The organism is Aeromonas sp. ANP5 (assembly GCF_963870295.1).
GTDB classification, from domain to species: domain Bacteria; phylum Pseudomonadota; class Gammaproteobacteria; order Enterobacterales; family Aeromonadaceae; genus Aeromonas; species Aeromonas veronii.
In genome coordinates this window covers 116,026-131,720 of record NZ_CAWMRY010000005.1, presented here as the reverse complement: position 1 = coordinate 131,720, position 15,695 = coordinate 116,026, and the positions used below count along the sequence as shown (strand labels likewise).

Genomic DNA, 15,695 nt, shown 5'->3' with positions numbered 1-15,695 from the left:
AAGTTGTTAATTGCGATTGTACGCAAAAATGCTGTCATAGCAAGGCGTTGATACCCATTCCCTCTGGCAGCCAGTCTGTTTGCCGATTTATTGTACGCAGCTGAGCTTGAAGAGCCAGCTGCGCTGGGGGAAGGTGAACTGGCGCCTAGATCCTGCCAGTAGCGGGTTAGCCGCGATGCTTGTTCTTCATGATGCGGGCTTTCTCCCGATCCCACTCGCGGGCCTTGGTATCTTCGCGCTTGTCGTGCTCTTTCTTGCCCTTCACCAGGCCGATCTCGACTTTGACCCAGCACTGTTTCCAGTAGAGGGCGAGGGGAACTATGGTGTAGCCTTGACGGGCTATCAGGCTTTCGAGCTTGTCGAGTTCACGACGGCTCAGCAGCAGTTTGCGGGTGCGGGTCGGGTCACATACCACATGGCTGGAGGCCGCTTGCAGTGGCAGGAAGCTGGAGCCGAACAGATAGGCCTCGCCATCGCGGAAGATGACATAGGCTTCGCTGATGTTGGCCTTGCCCGCCCGCAGGGATTTGACTTCCCACCCTTGCAGGGACAGACCCGCTTCGATCTTCTCTTCGATGAAGTATTCGTGGCGCGCGGTTCTGTTGAGTGCAATGGTGCTGGACCCGGCTTTGTTTTTACTGTTTTTTTTGCTCATGACGGGCGATTTCCGGCAATGACTAGGAGGCTCGTATTATACGTAGGCAGGGACGGCTGTAAAACGCGCAGCAGGTCAAGTGGTGGCTTTCTGAGCGGTTTGGCTGAGGTTTTACCTCCACAACCCCAAACATGGTGATAAAATCGCGGCGATTGGATGAGGAAAAGCCATGCCCCGAATTACGCGTAGTGCCCTGGTGATGTTCAGTGCAGAACAGATGTTCAAGTTGGTTAACGATGTGGATGCCTATCCGCAGTTTTTGCCCGGCTGTGTTGGTAGCCGTGTCCACGAGGCTGGCGATGACTACATGATGGCGTCGGTCGATGTGGCCAAGGCGGGGATTGCCAAGACCTTTACCACCCGCAATCAGCTGGATGTGAACCGTCAGATCAGGATGGAGCTGGTGGATGGCCCGTTCCGCAAGCTGGCGGGCTGGTGGACCTTTACCCCGCTCGATGTCGACGCCTGCAAGGTGGAGTTTGATCTCGATTTCGAGTTTACCTCCAAGCTTATCGAGGTGGCCTTTGGTCAGGTATTCCGTGATCTGGTGAGCTCCATGGTCTCCGCCTTCTCCAACCGGGCGAAGGAGGTCTACGGTGTCTGACCAGCTCAATATCGAGGTTGTCTATGCCTTGCCGCAGCAGCAGACGGTGATTGCCCTGCGGGTGGCGCCCGAGACTTGCGTGCTGGCGGCCATCGAGCAGTCCGGCATCGTGCAAAAGCACCCCGAGATCGATCTGGCGGTCAACAAGTTCGGCATCTACAGCCGACCGGTGAAAGGGAGCGAACCGCTGCACGACGGGGATCGTATCGAGATCTACCGCCCGCTCATCGCCGATCCCCGCGAGATGCGCAAAAAGCGGGCCGAGAAGGCCAAAGAGGAGGGGCGAGCCGATAGCGTGACCGGTGGTCGCCCCGATGTACATCGCAAGCTCCGCGAGTAGTGCTCAGGTTTTTCTTGCAGAAAAAAGGCGCCGAGGCGCCTTTTTTGATCCCGTTAGCCGGTGAGCTGGCCGAAGGGATATCAAGAGAGGGCTGCTTCTATCACACCCAGCCGGGCGCGGGCCCAGGCGGCCAGTAGCTCGACCCCGCTTTGCATCACCCGCTCATCGAAATCGAATTCGTTGTGATGGTGCGGCGCAGCCAGATCGGCCCCCAGGATCAGGTAAGCCGCTTCGCCCCCCTGCTTTTGCACCCGCTCCATCAGAAAACCGGCATCTTCGCTGGCGCCAAAGCGGCGAGTCTGGATGGTGGCAAGCCCTTGCTTGCGGGCCAGCGCCGCCAGCTCGGCCTGCAGCGCCGGGCTGTTGTCGAGCGCAATGGCCTCACCCTGCTTGATGATGCGGTAGGTGACACCGTGGGCGAGGGCGGTACCTTCGACGATGCGCTGTACCTGACTGAACATGTAGTCGTTGAGCGTGCTATCGGCGCCGCGGGTTTCACCGCGCAGCTCGGCATGATCGGGGATGACGTTGCGGCCGCTGCCAGCGTGAAGCTGGCCGACGTTGATGCGGGTCATGCCGTCTCGGTGGCGGGGAATGCCGAGCATGGCGGTGGTGGCCATGCAGGCGGCTGCCAGCGCATTGCTGCCAGCGTTGGGTTCGAGCCCTGCGTGGGCGGCGGTGCCCATAAAGTGGACGTCGAACTTGGTGGAGCAGAGAAATTCGGTGGGATTGATCACCAGCTCGCCGCTGCCAGCGTGAATACCGATATGGAGCGAGAGCAGGGCATCCACGTCATCGAGTGCGCCACCGGCCGCCAGCGCCTTGCCACCGCGGCACCCCTCTTCGGCGGGCTGGAAGAAGAGCTTGATACGACCGCACAGCTGCTCCTTCATCGCCATCAGGCTGCTGGCCAGCCCCATGCCGATGGCGGTGTGGCCATCGTGAGCGCAGGCGTGCATCCACCCCTTGTTGTGGGAGGCAAAACCCTCTTGCTGCGGTTGGTGCTGTTCGGCGTCGGACTCTTCCACCTCCACCGCATCGATATCGAAGCGAAAGGCCAGGGTCGGACCGGGACGACCGGTATTCAGCTCTCCCATCAGGCCAGTGACATCGCCAATCCGCTCCAGCCAGTCGGGATGGGCTCCCTGACGACGGGCGCGAGCCTTCTCGGCCGTCACATCCACATCACGGCCCATCATCAGATTGCTGGCCAGCAGCTTGTCGCCGAGCACAATGCGATAACCGAGCTCGCTCAGGTGGTGGGCAATCAGGCTGGTGGTGCGAAACTCTTTCCAGGCGGCTTCCGGCAGGCGGTGCAGGTCGCGGCGCCACAGGATCAGGTGCTCAAGGGTCATCTTGGCTTCCTTGGTGATTCGATTTGTCGGCTATTGTGCCTTTTTTCCCGGCTGACCACACGGGGCCAGCAGCTGGTCGGGGGAGCTGTGAGTGCGAGTGGTGCCTGTGAGGGCTGAGAATAGTGGTGAGCGCCCATAAAAAACGCCTCCACAAGGGAGGCGTTGTCGATAGCTGGTTATCAGGCCGCGTGATGGTAAGCGGAGGCTTCAAACAGCTTCTTGTTGGCCACCAGATCGATGGGGTCAAAATCATCGACGTTGATGGTGCGCAGGCGACTTACCTCGGCGCGGCGTAGCAGCTCGGCTTCGCTCTGGGTCAGTACGCCAGCGGCCAAGCCGATGTCGGCCACCTTGTCCAGTGCCATGAAGGGGCGCTTGATACCATCGCTCTTGCAGACTTTCTCGAACAGCGGCTCGGCGGCCAGCACGTCATCGAGCGCCTGCTCCAGCAGACCGAAGGGGTTGCCCTCTTCGCGAGTCAGGTATTGGCCCTTGGCCAGGCGGCTGCGAGTTTCGCTCGGGGTTTGCAGCAGACGGGCCACTTGCTGGTCCAGCTTGTCGCACGGACGGTTCAGGTCACGACCCAGCGGCAATACCACGGCGCGCAGGGCAAGGCCAATCCAGCGGTTCGGGAAGTTGCGCAGCAGCTCGTCGATTGCCTCTTGTGCCTTGAACATGGCATCTTGCAGTGCCCAGTGCAGCAGCGGCAGGTCGGCCTGCTGGCGTCCCTCGTCCTGATAGCGCTTGAGGGCGCTGGAGGCCAGATAGAGCTGGCTCAGCACGTCGCCAAGACGGGCGGAGACCCGCTCCTTGCGCTTGAGCTCGCCACCCAGAGTACCCATCGCCATGTCTGACAGGAACGCCAGGTTGGCCGAGAGGCGGGAGAGCTGCTGGTAGTAGCCCTTGGTCTGATCCTTGTAAGGGGCCGCGGCAAAGCGGGCGCCTGTGATACCGAGCCAGAAGCTGCGTACCAGGTTGCTGATGGCAAAGCCGACGTGGCTGAACACCGCCTTGTCGAAATCCTTCAGCGCCTGCTCCTTGTCGGGGTGGCTGGCGGCCAGCATCTCCGGCAGTACATACGGGTGGCAACGGATAGCGCCCTGACCGTAGATGATCATGCTGCGAGTCAGGATGTTGGCCCCTTCCACCGTAACGGCGATGGGGGCACCCTGATAGCCACGGGCCAGATAGTTGTTGGGGCCCATGCAGATGGCCTTGCCGCCGTGGATGTCCATGGCATCGATGATGCACTTCTGGGCACGGTCGGTGAGGTGGTATTTGACGATGGCGGAGATGACCGAGGGCTTCTCGCCAAGGTCGATACCGGTCACGGTCAGGTTGGCTGCGGCACCCATGATGTAGGCGTTGCCGCCGATGCGGGCCAGCGGCTCTTCAATCCCTTCCATCTTGCCGATGGGCAGCTTGAACTGGCGACGGATGCGGCTGTAGGCGCCGCTCGCCAGGGCCAGCATCTTGACGCCACCTGTGCTGTTGGAGGGCAATGTTATGCCGCGACCGACCGACAGGCACTCGACCAGCATGCGCCAGCCCTGACCAGCCATGGCCGGGCCACCGATGATGAAATCGAGCGGGACGAACACATCCTTGCCCTGGGTCGGACCGTTCTGGAACGGCACGTTGAGCGGAAAGTGGCGACGGCCAATGCCGACACCCTTGATGTGAGTGGGGATCAGCGCGCAGGTGATCCCGAGCTCTTCCTCTTCGCCCAGCAGGTGTTCCGGATCACGCAGTTTGAAGGCCAGACCCAAGACGGTGGCGATAGGGGCGAGCGTGATGTAGCGCTTGTTCCAGGTGAGGCGCATACCGAGCACCTCTTTGCCTTCCCACTCGCCCTTGCAGACGATACCGAAGTCGGGGATGGAGCCGGCGTCAGAACCCGCTTCCGGGCTGGTCAGGGCGAAGCAGGGGATCTCTTTGCCTACCGCCAGGCGGGGCAGGTAGTAATCTTTCTGCTCGTCAGTGCCATAGTGCTGCAGCAGTTCGCCCGGGCCCAGTGAGTTGGGCACGCCGACGGTGGAGGCGAGCACGGCGCTGGCGCCGCACAGTTTTTGCAGGACGCAGGACTGGGCGTAGGCCGAGAACTCCAGACCGCCATATTTCTTCTTGATGATCATGGCGAAGAACTTGTTGTCCTTCAGGTATTGCCACACCTCGGGGGAGAGGTCCGCGCGCTCGTGGGTCACTTCCCAGTCGCTCACCATGCGGCACACTTCCTCGACCGGACCATCCATAAAGGCCTGCTCTTCGGCAGAGAGGGTACTGACCGGGATGGCGTGCAGCTTTTTCCAGTCCGGGTTGCCCGCGAACAGATCGGCTTCCCACCAGGTGGTGCCCGCTTCAATCGCCTCTTTTTCGGTGCGGGACATCTCCGGCATGATCGATTTGTAGATCTTGAACAGCGGCTTGGTTATTTGATTGCGGCGAAATTCCACCAGATTGAGCGGGATGGCGATCACCGCGAACAGCGCCCATACCAGCAAGGGCACATGACCATAGATGGCGCCAAGCACCAGGGCAGCGCCGGTGACCAGGGTGGAGATGAACAGGGATGCCCGGCGATAGGCCAGGGCTCCGATAACCAGGATCACCCCGAGCAGAGTGAGGGTCGTCGTCATTGCTTGCTCCTTGCGTGGTTAGGTTGCCAACGTGGCGTAACTGATCCAGAGGTCTGACCTGTTGGATATGGCCCCTGTTGTAATTCATACGCACAAAGTTATCAAGCTGTTTACATCTTCATTACCTTCTCTCTGTGATCCCCATAACGCTCACGCGCCGCCATCGCTGTGGCTCGCAGGGGGGCGACTGTGCGATTCGCTTGTGCGAGAATAGCCGCGATCTACACGCACACTAAAAACAGTGGAAGAGACATCATGTACCAAGAATTGATCCGCAATGAACTGACCGAAGCTGCCAGCGTGCTGCAGGCCTTCCTGGCTGATGAGCAGAACCTGAAAAACATCGAAGCGGCCGCCAAACTGCTGGCCGACTCTTTCAAAGAAGAGGGCAAGGTGCTCTCCTGTGGCAACGGTGGCTCCCACTGTGACGCCATGCACTTCGCCGAAGAGCTGACCGGTCGTTACCGCGAGAACCGCCCGGGTTATGCCGGTATCGCCATCTCCGATCCGAGCCACCTCTCCTGCGTCTCCAACGACTTTGGCTATGACTATGTCTTCTCCCGCTACGTAGAAGCGGTCGGCCGCCGTGGCGACGTGCTGCTTGGCATCTCCACCAGCGGCAACTCCGGCAATATCCTGAAAGCCATTGAGGCGGCCCGCGCCAAAGGGATGAAAGTGATCGCCCTGACTGGCAAGGATGGCGGCAAGATGGCAGGTCTGGCGGATGTCGAGATCCGGGTTCCGCACTTTGGCTATGCCGACCGTATTCAGGAAGTGCACATCAAGGTGATCCACATCCTGATCCAGCTGGTCGAAAAAGAGATGGCCAAGTAATCAGGCTGTCACTACCAGACAAGGGCATCACCGGTTGCATGGTTCGCCATCGATCGGTTGTTGCCAGTTACAGGGGAAGGGATTGCGCCTTCCCCTGTTGTCTGTCGAACCAGCATGCTGGTCGAACATGACACAAGCCAAATCATGAAAGGAGTCTGCCGGATATGTGCGAACTGCTCGGCATGAGTGCCAATGTGCCGACCGATATCTGCTTCAGCTTTACCGGGTTGATGCTGCGCGGCGGCAAGACCGGGCCCCACAAGGATGGCTGGGGGATCACCTTCTACGAGGGGAAGGGCTTTCGCACCTTCAAGGATCCCGAGCCCAGCGCCCAATCTCCCATCGCCAGACTGGTACAGGCGCTGCCCATCAAGAGCTGCGCCGTAGTCAGCCACATTCGGCAAGCCAACCGTGGCTGTGTGTCGCTGGAAAATACCCACCCCTTTACCCGTGAGCTGTGGGGCCGTTACTGGACCTTCGCTCACAACGGTCAGCTCACCGGTTACAAGAAGCTGCCAACTGGTCGCCACCGTCCGGTAGGGGATACCGACAGCGAGCACGCCTTCTGCTGGCTGCTCGATCGGCTGGAGCAAAAATATCCCAAGCGTCCTGCCAACTTTCCCGCCATGTTTCGCTATCTCGCCACCCTGTGTGACGAGCTCAGAGCATTCGGGGTGTTCAACATGCTGCTCTCGGACGGGGAGTATGTGATGAGCTACTGCAGCAACAACCTGCACTGGCTGACTCGCTGTGCGCCCTTTGGCGAGGCGAGCCTGCTGGATGAGGAGGTGGTGATCGACTTTCAAAGGGAGACCACCCCCAACGATGTAGTCACCCTGATCACCACCCGTCCGCTGACCGGCAATGAGAATTGGGTCAAAATGGCGCCCGGTGAATTCAATCTGTTTCGCATGGGGGAGCGGGTGGCGACCAACCAGGTCGCGCTTGAGCAAGATAAAAAAATACCAGGGTAGATACCTACCCTGGTTCTTCGCAGCAGCCATAAAAGGCAAAAGGGATGAGAGGTGTTGCTGAGCATCATCACTCTGATGGCATTTAGTGTTGATCAATTGTTAATTTGTGGCAATCAAGTTGTTGTATTGACGGGCGTTTCAGCATCGCTATTTCGATACTGATCACATTTTTTGCCACTTTATTCCCTGAGCCATCCAATCGGGTGCTTCATCACAGCCTGGTCGTGAGCCACGACATCGAAAACTATCTATAGTATGGTCTGTTTGAATACCGTTTTGGAGGAGCCTCGCATGGAGTGGGTGGATCGCAAGGTGTTGCAGCAGTTGGCAGAGGATATCGGTCCGGATATGCTGCCCGTGGTCATCGCAGTCTTTATTGAAGAGGTGGGCGAGCAGCTGAGTCAGCTCAGGCCCCTCTATGAGCAGGGGGAGTGGGAGGCGCTGGCTCGGGTGGCGCACAGCATGAAATCATCCTGTGGCAGCTATGGCGCCATGCCGAGCTATCAGCAGGTGATGGCGCTGGAGATGGCCAGCAAGCAGGCCGATGTGGCCGAGGCAGAGCGCCAATTGCAACTGCTGGAGGCCTCCTTGCCCCAGGTGCTCGCGTTTCTTGCCGATTATCAGTAACGGCGCCATGCAGGGATGCCGTGGCGCCGTGACCGTTGCCTAACGCTGGTTGAGCAGTTGCTGGATGATCCGGTCCAGCGCCAGTTTCAGCTTCAACCGATCGTGCCGATGGGGCAGCTCAAGCTCGCCCAGCTCGGCTTCGATCACTCGCCCTTGCCAGTCCCCCGCATCACCCGCGCCTTGTGGGGCCAGGATGGCATCCAGCCGACCCTGACCGACCCGGGATTCCAGCCAGCGACATTGACTCATCAGATCCAGCTGACTGGCAGGGCCGTTTTCCGCCACCAGATTGCAGACGAAAACCAGCATGGCGCTGCTCTCGTTGATGGCCTGGGCGATCTCGGCCAGCAGCAATGGCGGCATGATGGAGGTGAGGAAACTGCCCGGCCCCAGAATGATCATGTCCGCCTGTTGCAATGCCAGCACCGCTTCCCGGGTCGCTTGCACCTCCGGCATCAGGCCGAGGGAGAGGGGAGGGGTTGCCAGTTGATCGATGGATACCTCTCCCAGGATCTGGGTGCCACACTCCATATGGGCGCAGAGATCGGTGGGAAATTCAGACATGGGTAGCAATTGTGACTCGATTTTGAGCATGTCACTGATCAGCTTGATAGCATCAAGAGGACGGACACAGAGATTATCGAGCGCCAGCAGCATAAGGTTGCCAAGGTTGTGGCCCGCCAGCTCGCCTTTGCCGGCAAAGCGGTACTCGAACAACAGGCTGCCGATGCTGGGATCGGTCACCAGCTGGTTCAGGCAGTTGCGCAGATCGCCCCAGGCGATGCACTCCTGACTCTTGCGCAGGCGTCCGGTCGAGCCACCATCATCTGTGGTGGCGACGATGCCGGTGAGCCGTTGACCGAGAAACGAGAGGGACGAAAGCACTCGTCCCATGCCGTGGCCACCACCGATGGCAACGACCCGATCGAAGTCATTGATGTTTTTTTGCCACATATGGGCGTCCTGTCATTGGTCTCAGTTGACCGCTATGTTAGCAAGCGAAGCGAGATAATTGTTTGATAAAGGTATGATTTTTGCTTGAGGCTGCCATTCGATAAAACAAGGAGATGGTGTTGAAATTTCTGACCGTTCACTCCCTCGCCCAGAATTCATCGCTGGCGGCCCAAGATATCTGCGCGCAGCTGCGCCACCATGCCGATCAGGTCCCCTCCCTGCTGTTACTCTATTTTACCCAAGCCCATGAGGGGGCGATACTGCGCGACGCGCTCAAATGCCAGTTCCCGACGACCCGTCTGCTGGGGTGTAGCTCTTGCGGTGGTGTCATGACCGAGATGGGACACCACGCCCGAGACGGATATGGGCTGGCCGTTGCTGCTCTGTACGATGAGAAAGGGGCCTTCGGGGTAGCCGGTGCCAGCGGTGACGGGGTGGATGTGCGGCAGTTGCTGCGCCGAGCCATGAGCGACTGTGGTCGGCCGGGCGAGCTGCCCCAGTTGATCCTGTTTCATGCCAGTCCCGGCAAGGAAGAGGGGCTGCTGGCCGGTATCGAGGCCGAACTCGGTGCCTCGGTGCCGGTGGTCGGTGGATCCGCGGCAGATAGCAGTGTCAGCGGTGACTGGCAGCTCTGCTGGGATGAGGCGGTGAGTCAGGATGGCATCGGTCTGGCGGTGCTCTATCCCGATTGCCAGCTGGCTTTTCAGTTTCACTCCGGTTATGTGCCTGCCGAATTCAGTGGCGAGATCACAGCCTGCAACGGGCGGGAGATACTCACCATCGATCACCAGCCTGCTGCCGAGGTCTATGCCCGCTGGTGCGGTCGCGAGCAGCCCTGGCCGGTGGGGGCTATTTTGCGGGAGACCACGCTCACCCCGCTGGCTCGTCAGGTGGGAGCGCTGGATGGCATTCCTTACTACAAACTCTCCCATCCTGAAGCTGTGACCGAACAGGGCGGGCTGCGGCTCTTTACCGATGTGGTGCAAGGGGAGCGTCTGCTGTTGATGTACAGCAGTCAGGAGGGGTTGCTGCAGCGCAGCCTCAATGCCATGCGCGTCGAGCCAGGGTATGGGGTCGATGTGGAATTGCAGCCTATCGGCGCTCTCATCATCTTTTGTGCTGGTTGCCGTTTGGCGCTAGGTGATATGTTGTGCCAATTTGTCGAGCAGAGCCAGGCTCGCCTCGGCAAGATCCCCTTTATCACCCCCTTTACCTTCGGCGAGCAGGGGCGGCTGCCCAATGGCGAGCTGGCCCACGGCAACCTGATGGTATCGAGCGTGATTTTCCTGACCCGTTGAGTCGGCAGAACATAACAGAGCAGGCAACAAGATGATTGGCAACAGTGAACTGGAAGCCCTCGGCGACAAATTGCAGACCACGCTGGTCGACCTTATGCGTTGCCGCGAGCGCGAGGCCAAGTATCGTCACGAGTCCCAGACCCTGCTGGGGGGCGTTGCCACCCTCGCCGATGCCAAGACGCTGGAGCAGGTGCTGGAGAGCCTTATCCAGGTGCTCAAACCCTTTATCGGCTTTGAGCACGCCGATGTGGTGGCCTGGGAAGGGGAGCAGGGAAGTACCCACCTTAGTACCGAGCCAATGCTATCAGCCCGCAGTTGGCGCATGACCCCGGCATTTGCCCGCGCCATCTCGGGTGAAACCCTGGTGATTTACGATCCCGCCCAGCTGCCTGAGCTTGCGCCGCTGGCGAGCGAGCCGGGCTGGGCCAGCGTGATGCTGACCGGGCTGCAGGCCCCCGGTTTTACCGCCACCCTCATCTGCCGCCACGCTCGGGCGGGCACCTTCGATCTCACCAGCAAGGCCGCCATGGAGCGTTGCCGTCCGCTTATCGCCCAGGCGCTGGTCAACATCACCTATCGGGCCCGCTTGCAGGAGCAGGTCGCGGTAAAAACCGAGGCGCTGCAGGCCAGCGAACGCCGTTTTCGCAGCTTCGCCGCCATGGCCTCTGACTGGTTCTGGGAGACAGATGCCGAGCATCGCCTCAGTTATGCCTCAGAGCCGGGTTATCTGGATGAGATGACCCCGCAGGCGACCCGGCCGACCCTCTATGACTACGTCTGCAACAAGCAGAGCTGCGATGCCCAGAAATACCTGCAGCTTTTGGCGCTGCGCCGGCCGGTGCGAGGGGTGAGGATGCAGGTCGCGCTGCAACACGGCCCCTGCTGGATGGAGGTGAGCGCCGAGCCCTGCTTTGACCATGATGGTCTGTTTATCGGTTATCGCGGCACTGCCCGGGATATCAGCAACCAGATCCGTAGGGAAGAGGAGCTGGCGCGGGCACGGGATGAGGCCGAAGCGGCCAACCGTGCCAAGTCCCAGTTTCTGGCCATGATGACCCACGAGATCCGCTCGCCCATGAATGCGGTGTTGGGGATGCTCGATCTGGTGCAGCATGCCGAGCTGGCGCCGGAGCAACAGAGCCTGCTGCGCCATGCCACCCACTCGGCCAGATTGCTGCAAACCATCATCGACGACGTGCTCGATTTTTCGAAAATCGAGTCGCAAACCCTGGTGTTTCACTGCGAGACCCTGCAGCCCGTCCAGCTTTGCCAATCCCTGGTCGAGCCGCTGCAAACCCGTGCCGCCGCCAAGGGGATCGCGCTGGTTTATCGGGTCGATGACTCCGTCCCCCGGGAGTTGCAGGGGGACCCGATGCGTCTGTCGCAGGTGATGGGCAATCTGCTGGACAACGCCCTCAAATTTACCGAGCAGGGGCAGGTGACACTGCACCTGGGTTGGCAGGATGAGAAGTTGCTGATCTCGGTCTCCGACACCGGGATCGGGATCGCCGATGCGGATCAGGCGCTGCTGTTTGAACCCTTCTCCCAGGTCGACAACTCGGCCACCCGGCGTTTTTCCGGTACCGGCCTCGGTCTTGCCATCAGCAAGCGTCTGGTGTCGCTTATGGGGGGAGAAATCCACCTGAAGAGCGAGCCGGGCAAGGGAAGCTGTTTTTGGTTCGAACTGCCCGGCATGGCGCTGCCTTGTCATAGCCAGCCGCAGCGGGAGGAGGGGGCTTCGGCACTGCTGCCCCTGGATGTGCTGGTGGTGGAGGACAGCCCGGTGAACCAGTTGGTGGTGTCGCTGATGCTGCAAAAACTGGTGGGCAAGGTACGGCTGGCAGCCAATGGTCTGGAGGCGCTGGCACAGGTGGATGAGCAGCTCCCGGATCTGATCCTGATGGATATGCGGATGCCCCTGATGGACGGACTGGAAGCTACTCGCCGGTTGCGTGAGTTGGGATGCACCATGCCTATCGTCGCCCTGACGGCCAATGCGATGGCGGAGGACAAGGCGTGCTGTCTGGCGCAGGGGATGGATGACTTTCTCGCCAAGCCCATCACCTTGTCACGGCTGAGAGAGTGTTTGCAGCGTCACTTTGGTCAGCGGCTGCCGACGCGCGGATAAAAAAAATGGTCAACTTTGTGGGTTGACCAGTTCTTCAGCAAATACTGAAGAGAGCACGGGATAAATCGGGTTGTACAAATCTATATGAAAAATCTGTGCCAACTTTTTTAGACTCTTTTGTGTTCAATTTTGGCCGTTTAGCGCAGCGGCTCTCTCTTGTTATGGCGTTTTGCGTTCCTACTTACTCGCAAAATGCGAATTTCACATTTTCATTGTTGGAATAATTGCATTTTGCAACGCTGTTTTTGTCATTGTGAAATCAGGCGATGCAGAAATTTACGGGCCGCTTCGCTGTTTTGTTTGGCAATCAGCATCTGCTTTTCGTAAATCGGCATCGGCAATATCTCGAGCCAGCGTTGGCAGAGCCAGGCGGCATCTTCAAAGCGCTTGTCCGGATAGAGCTCATCAAGCTCCGGATACTGCTCGAACACTTCCCGCAGGCGATTGACCAGCAGCTTGTCGTTGAAATCTGAGTGGGTGCTCGGCCAGTTGGGCAGCATCTCCACCTTGGCTCGGCGCAGGCCCATCTCGTCTGTTTCCATCTCGTGGATACAGAAGCGCTCCAGTCCCAGCACCGTCACACCCAGCAGGCCATCATTGAGGGTGTAGAAGTCTGTCACCTTGACCCGGGTGCCCACCGGCAGAATGCGGCCGGATTGTCCCGAGGTGGTCGACTCTTCCATCACGATGCCAAAGCCCTGATCGTTGATGAATGACTCCTTGAGCATCTGCAGGTGGCGTGGCTCGAACAGACGCAGAGGAAGCTTGCCGCCCGGCAGTATGTGGGAAGGCAAGGGGAACAGTGCCAAAGGTTGTAGTTTCATGTTCCATCCTCCATTGAGTAGTTGCTGAATATGACAATGCAGCGACTGTGCCAGAGAATGAAAAAAGCCACCGGAGGGTGGCTTTTCGGGCGGTTGAGGGCGCTTAGTTGCGCTGCTCCAGATACATGACAGCCGCTTCCACGCGGCTTTGCGCCTCGAGTTTCTTCAGCAGGCTCTTCACGTGAACCTTGACCGTTCCCTCGGAGATATGGAGTACCGAGGCGACCTGTTTGTTGGAGAGGCCTTTTGCAATTTCGCGCAGAATTTGCATTTCGCGACGCGTTAAGCTTTCCAGCTTCTGCTGCAGGTGATCCAGCTCGTAGATGTTTTCGAGATAGGGGCGCAGCGGTTCGCTCAGGATCTGCTTGCCGGTCATCACGTCGGCCAGCTGGGCCAGCAGCAGATCTGGCTCGGTATCTTTGAGCAGGTAGCCATCAGCACCCGCCTTGAGCAGGGCTACCACATCCTGACGGGCATCGGAGACGGTGAGGATCACCACCCGGGAGGTGATCTCTTCGGCCCGCAGCGCCTTGAGGGTATCGAGGCCGGAGAGCCCCTTCATATTGAGGTCGAGCAGGATCAGGTCCGGCTCGGACTCTTTGGCCAGCGCCACGGCATCTGTGCCGTTGGAGGCTTCACCGGTCACCTCCATGTTCTCTTCCAGAGCCAGCAACTGCACAATCCCTTTGCGCATGAGGGGATGGTCATCTACGACCAGAACTGTGTATTTCATCTCGTCCATCAGGCGTCTCTCGCTAGACTGGTGGGAAAGGTCAGATGCACGCAGGTGCCTTGTGGTTGCTGCTCGTTGATGGTCAGCAGACCGTGCAGTTTGCTGGCGCGCTCGTTCATGATGCTCAACCCGTAATGGTTGATCGCCGAGCTGGCGAGTCCGATCCCGACACCGTCATCTGAAATCTGAACCTCAATGTTACCACTTGCGAGGGTCTCACAGCTAACATCAATCACTTGCGCATTGGCATGTTTGATGGCATTGAGCACTGCCTCACGGATCAGCTGCAAAATGTGGATATGCTGGCCCGCCTCCAGGTCGTTGTCGGCCAGTCCGTAATGGAACCGGATTTCGGCCTGGGTCTGAGGTTGCAGTTGATCAAGCATGACGCGGATCGCTTCCCCCAGATTGGCATCGCCAATGGTGAGACGGAAGGTACCGAGCAGTTCGCGCAACTGGGTATAGGCATTGCTAAGCCCCTCGTCGATCTGCTGCATCGCCTCCTGCGCCTTGTCATGTTGCCCCTTGGCGTAAGAGCGCTTGAGCAGGGTGGACTGGATCTTGAGATAGGAGAGGGCCTGCGCCAGCGAGTCGTGCAGCTCGCGGGCGATCACCGCCCGCTCCTCCATCAGCAGAAGGCGCTGCTGCTGCAGCAGGGTCTGGTCTTTGTGCAGCACTTGAGCCAGCAGCATGGTGAAGTTTTTAATCAACCGCTCATCGATGGGGTGTTGGCTGATGATGTCGAGGCGACCAAACTCCTGCTCATCCATCTGCAGATAAAAGCTGGCGACCGCATCGAGATCGCCGGGCCAGCCGGTGCGCCCCGAGATGTAGACCGGCATGGCGTTGTGTTCGAAGCGGGTCAGCCGGATATGGTCGATATGCTGGTGGGCGGCGGCGCGGTCCAGCAATTTGATGAGGGTACGGGTGCTGAGCGGGGCAGCGTGCAGCTTCTGGGCGGTCGAGTAGAGAAATGAGAGTGTGTCGTTGGCCTGTTGCAGCTTGGCGGTTTTCTCTTCCACCTTGTTTTCCAGTTCCCGATAGAGCTTGCCCAGCTCGTCGGCCATGGTGACGAAGGCGCGCGACAGCTCCCCCAGCTCGTTTTCGCCGTGGGCGGGCAGCTTAAGATCGAAATCCTGCCGCTGGATCTGGCGGGCGCAGTAGACCAGCTGGTTGAGGGGAGCGACCACCTGCTGGCGGGTGAAGCGCACCGTGAACCAGGCGATTGTAATAATGGCAAGCAGGCCGAGCCCCTCCGCCAGTGCCAGCATCCTCACCTTGAATTCCACGTGGTACTGCATCTGATTGACGAAATTGTCGATGGCCGCCACAAACTGCTCGGTGTTATCGGTGTACCGTCTGGGGGTACGATCCTCGATGTGCTGGCGCATCACCTGCCACTGGCCGAGCACCTCGCCATAGGTGCGACGCAGGGAGGCAGGAGTGATCCAGCGCTGGGTCTCCTGCAGCTCTTCGGCGTGCAGGGTCTCTTCAAACTGGGAGAGGCGCCCCAGCACGCTGTCGCCCCGCTCGATTTCGTAGGCCATCCGGTAGGCCTGCATCCGCAGCGAACCGGAGAGGTTGATCGCCTTGGCATCGGGTACCGAGTAGAAGAGGGTGACCATGGCGACCAGCGCGATCAGGCTGGCCATGAAGAGGATCAACACCATGGCGCGGCCGATGGCACTGCTGACCGAATGGACCCTGAACCGTTTTCCCATACTGATGCGCAC

14 protein-coding genes are annotated in these 15,695 nt (G+C 59.5%); 7 read left to right on the top strand and 7 right to left on the bottom strand.

Annotated elements, in window-relative coordinates:
• Positions 1-166: 166 nt before the first annotated feature.
• Positions 167-655 (bottom strand): SsrA-binding protein SmpB, encoded by a 489-nt coding sequence (gene smpB / locus AACT07_RS04985; protein ID WP_005334498.1) that lies wholly within the window; start codon positions 653-655, stop codon positions 167-169.
• Between the two features lie 169 nt (positions 656-824).
• Here smpB and AACT07_RS04980 point away from each other — a divergent pair, with 169 nt between their 5' ends.
• Positions 825-1,259: an SRPBCC family protein gene (locus AACT07_RS04980; RefSeq protein ID WP_005334496.1), complete on the top strand. Its 435-nt coding sequence runs from the start codon at positions 825-827 to the stop codon at positions 1,257-1,259.
• Complete coding sequence (locus AACT07_RS04975; protein WP_042054648.1) at positions 1,252-1,599, top strand: RnfH family protein; 348 nt, start codon at positions 1,252-1,254, stop codon at positions 1,597-1,599. The genes AACT07_RS04980 and AACT07_RS04975 overlap by 8 nt, the downstream gene beginning before the upstream one ends.
• Positions 1,600-1,679: 80 nt before the next feature.
• On the opposite strand, the gene AACT07_RS04970 is transcribed toward AACT07_RS04975, so the two are convergent.
• Together AACT07_RS04970 and fadE are read right to left on the bottom strand one after the other, a co-directional pair.
• Complete coding sequence (locus AACT07_RS04970) at positions 1,680-2,954, bottom strand: amidohydrolase (protein WP_069526778.1); 1,275 nt, start codon at positions 2,952-2,954, stop codon at positions 1,680-1,682.
• Between the two features lie 179 nt (positions 2,955-3,133).
• The gene (gene fadE / locus AACT07_RS04965; protein ID WP_042054645.1) at positions 3,134-5,590 is read right to left on the bottom strand and encodes an acyl-CoA dehydrogenase FadE; all 2,457 of its coding nucleotides are present in this window, start codon (positions 5,588-5,590) and stop codon (positions 3,134-3,136) included.
• Between the two features lie 255 nt (positions 5,591-5,845).
• On the opposite strand from fadE, the gene lpcA reads away from it, so the two are divergent.
• The 3 genes from lpcA (at position 5,846) to AACT07_RS04950 (ending at position 8,025) form a co-directional block, all read left to right on the top strand.
• The gene (gene lpcA / locus AACT07_RS04960; RefSeq protein WP_005334485.1) at positions 5,846-6,424 is read left to right on the top strand and encodes a D-sedoheptulose 7-phosphate isomerase; all 579 of its coding nucleotides are present in this window, start codon (positions 5,846-5,848) and stop codon (positions 6,422-6,424) included.
• A gap of 164 nt (positions 6,425-6,588) precedes the next feature.
• Positions 6,589-7,398: a class II glutamine amidotransferase gene (locus AACT07_RS04955; protein WP_005353514.1), complete on the top strand. Its 810-nt coding sequence runs from the start codon at positions 6,589-6,591 to the stop codon at positions 7,396-7,398.
• A 291-nt stretch (positions 7,399-7,689) separates the two neighbouring features.
• Positions 7,690-8,025 carry an Hpt domain-containing protein gene (locus tag AACT07_RS04950; protein WP_005353511.1) on the top strand — a complete coding sequence of 112 codons (336 nt, stop codon included), beginning with the start codon at positions 7,690-7,692 and terminating at the stop codon, positions 8,023-8,025.
• Positions 8,026-8,064: 39 nt separating this feature from the next.
• On the opposite strand, the gene AACT07_RS04945 is transcribed toward AACT07_RS04950, so the two are convergent.
• Positions 8,065-8,979 carry a gluconeogenesis factor YvcK family protein gene (locus tag AACT07_RS04945; RefSeq protein ID WP_047438497.1) on the bottom strand — a complete coding sequence of 305 codons (915 nt, stop codon included), beginning with the start codon at positions 8,977-8,979 and terminating at the stop codon, positions 8,065-8,067.
• Between the two features lie 113 nt (positions 8,980-9,092).
• On the opposite strand from AACT07_RS04945, the gene AACT07_RS04940 reads away from it, so the two are divergent.
• Positions 9,093-10,277: an FIST signal transduction protein gene (locus tag AACT07_RS04940; RefSeq protein ID WP_069526777.1), complete on the top strand. Its 1,185-nt coding sequence runs from the start codon at positions 9,093-9,095 to the stop codon at positions 10,275-10,277.
• Between the two features lie 31 nt (positions 10,278-10,308).
• A complete protein-coding gene (locus tag AACT07_RS04935) occupies positions 10,309-12,405 on the top strand; it encodes a hybrid sensor histidine kinase/response regulator (RefSeq protein ID WP_069526776.1) in 2,097 nt (698 codons plus the stop codon).
• A 248-nt stretch (positions 12,406-12,653) separates the two neighbouring features.
• Here the strand turns inward: AACT07_RS04935 and AACT07_RS04930 are convergent, their stop codons facing one another.
• The 3 genes from AACT07_RS04930 to narQ form a co-directional block, all read right to left on the bottom strand.
• Complete coding sequence (locus AACT07_RS04930; RefSeq protein ID WP_005334473.1) at positions 12,654-13,229, bottom strand: LON peptidase substrate-binding domain-containing protein; 576 nt, start codon at positions 13,227-13,229, stop codon at positions 12,654-12,656.
• A 103-nt stretch (positions 13,230-13,332) separates the two neighbouring features.
• Complete coding sequence (narL, locus tag AACT07_RS04925) at positions 13,333-13,971, bottom strand: two-component system response regulator NarL (RefSeq protein ID WP_005334471.1); 639 nt, start codon at positions 13,969-13,971, stop codon at positions 13,333-13,335.
• Positions 13,971-15,683, bottom strand: coding sequence for a nitrate/nitrite two-component system sensor histidine kinase NarQ (narQ, locus tag AACT07_RS04920; RefSeq protein WP_005334468.1), 1,713 nt, complete (start codon positions 15,681-15,683; stop codon positions 13,971-13,973). The genes narL and narQ overlap by 1 nt, the downstream gene beginning before the upstream one ends.
• Positions 15,684-15,695: the final 12 nt, after the last annotated feature.

Coding starts and splice junctions, on each gene's coding strand:
- AACT07_RS04970 (WP_069526778.1), bottom strand. CDS start 2,954: ATGACCCTTGAGCACCTGATCCTGTGGCGCCGCGACCTGCACCGCCTG.
- AACT07_RS04980 (WP_005334496.1), top strand. CDS start 825: ATGCCCCGAATTACGCGTAGTGCCCTGGTGATGTTCAGTGCAGAACAG.
- smpB (WP_005334498.1), bottom strand. CDS start 655: ATGAGCAAAAAAAACAGTAAAAACAAAGCCGGGTCCAGCACCATTGCA.
- AACT07_RS04940 (WP_069526777.1), top strand. CDS start 9,093: ATGGTGTTGAAATTTCTGACCGTTCACTCCCTCGCCCAGAATTCATCG.
- AACT07_RS04955 (WP_005353514.1), top strand. CDS start 6,589: ATGTGCGAACTGCTCGGCATGAGTGCCAATGTGCCGACCGATATCTGC.
- lpcA (WP_005334485.1), top strand. CDS start 5,846: ATGTACCAAGAATTGATCCGCAATGAACTGACCGAAGCTGCCAGCGTG.
- narL (WP_005334471.1), bottom strand. CDS start 13,971: ATGGACGAGATGAAATACACAGTTCTGGTCGTAGATGACCATCCCCTC.
- AACT07_RS04935 (WP_069526776.1), top strand. CDS start 10,309: ATGATTGGCAACAGTGAACTGGAAGCCCTCGGCGACAAATTGCAGACC.
- AACT07_RS04945 (WP_047438497.1), bottom strand. CDS start 8,979: ATGTGGCAAAAAAACATCAATGACTTCGATCGGGTCGTTGCCATCGGT.
- fadE (WP_042054645.1), bottom strand. CDS start 5,590: ATGACGACGACCCTCACTCTGCTCGGGGTGATCCTGGTTATCGGAGCC.
- narQ (WP_005334468.1), bottom strand. CDS start 15,683: ATGGGAAAACGGTTCAGGGTCCATTCGGTCAGCAGTGCCATCGGCCGC.
- AACT07_RS04930 (WP_005334473.1), bottom strand. CDS start 13,229: ATGAAACTACAACCTTTGGCACTGTTCCCCTTGCCTTCCCACATACTG.
- AACT07_RS04950 (WP_005353511.1), top strand. CDS start 7,690: ATGGAGTGGGTGGATCGCAAGGTGTTGCAGCAGTTGGCAGAGGATATC.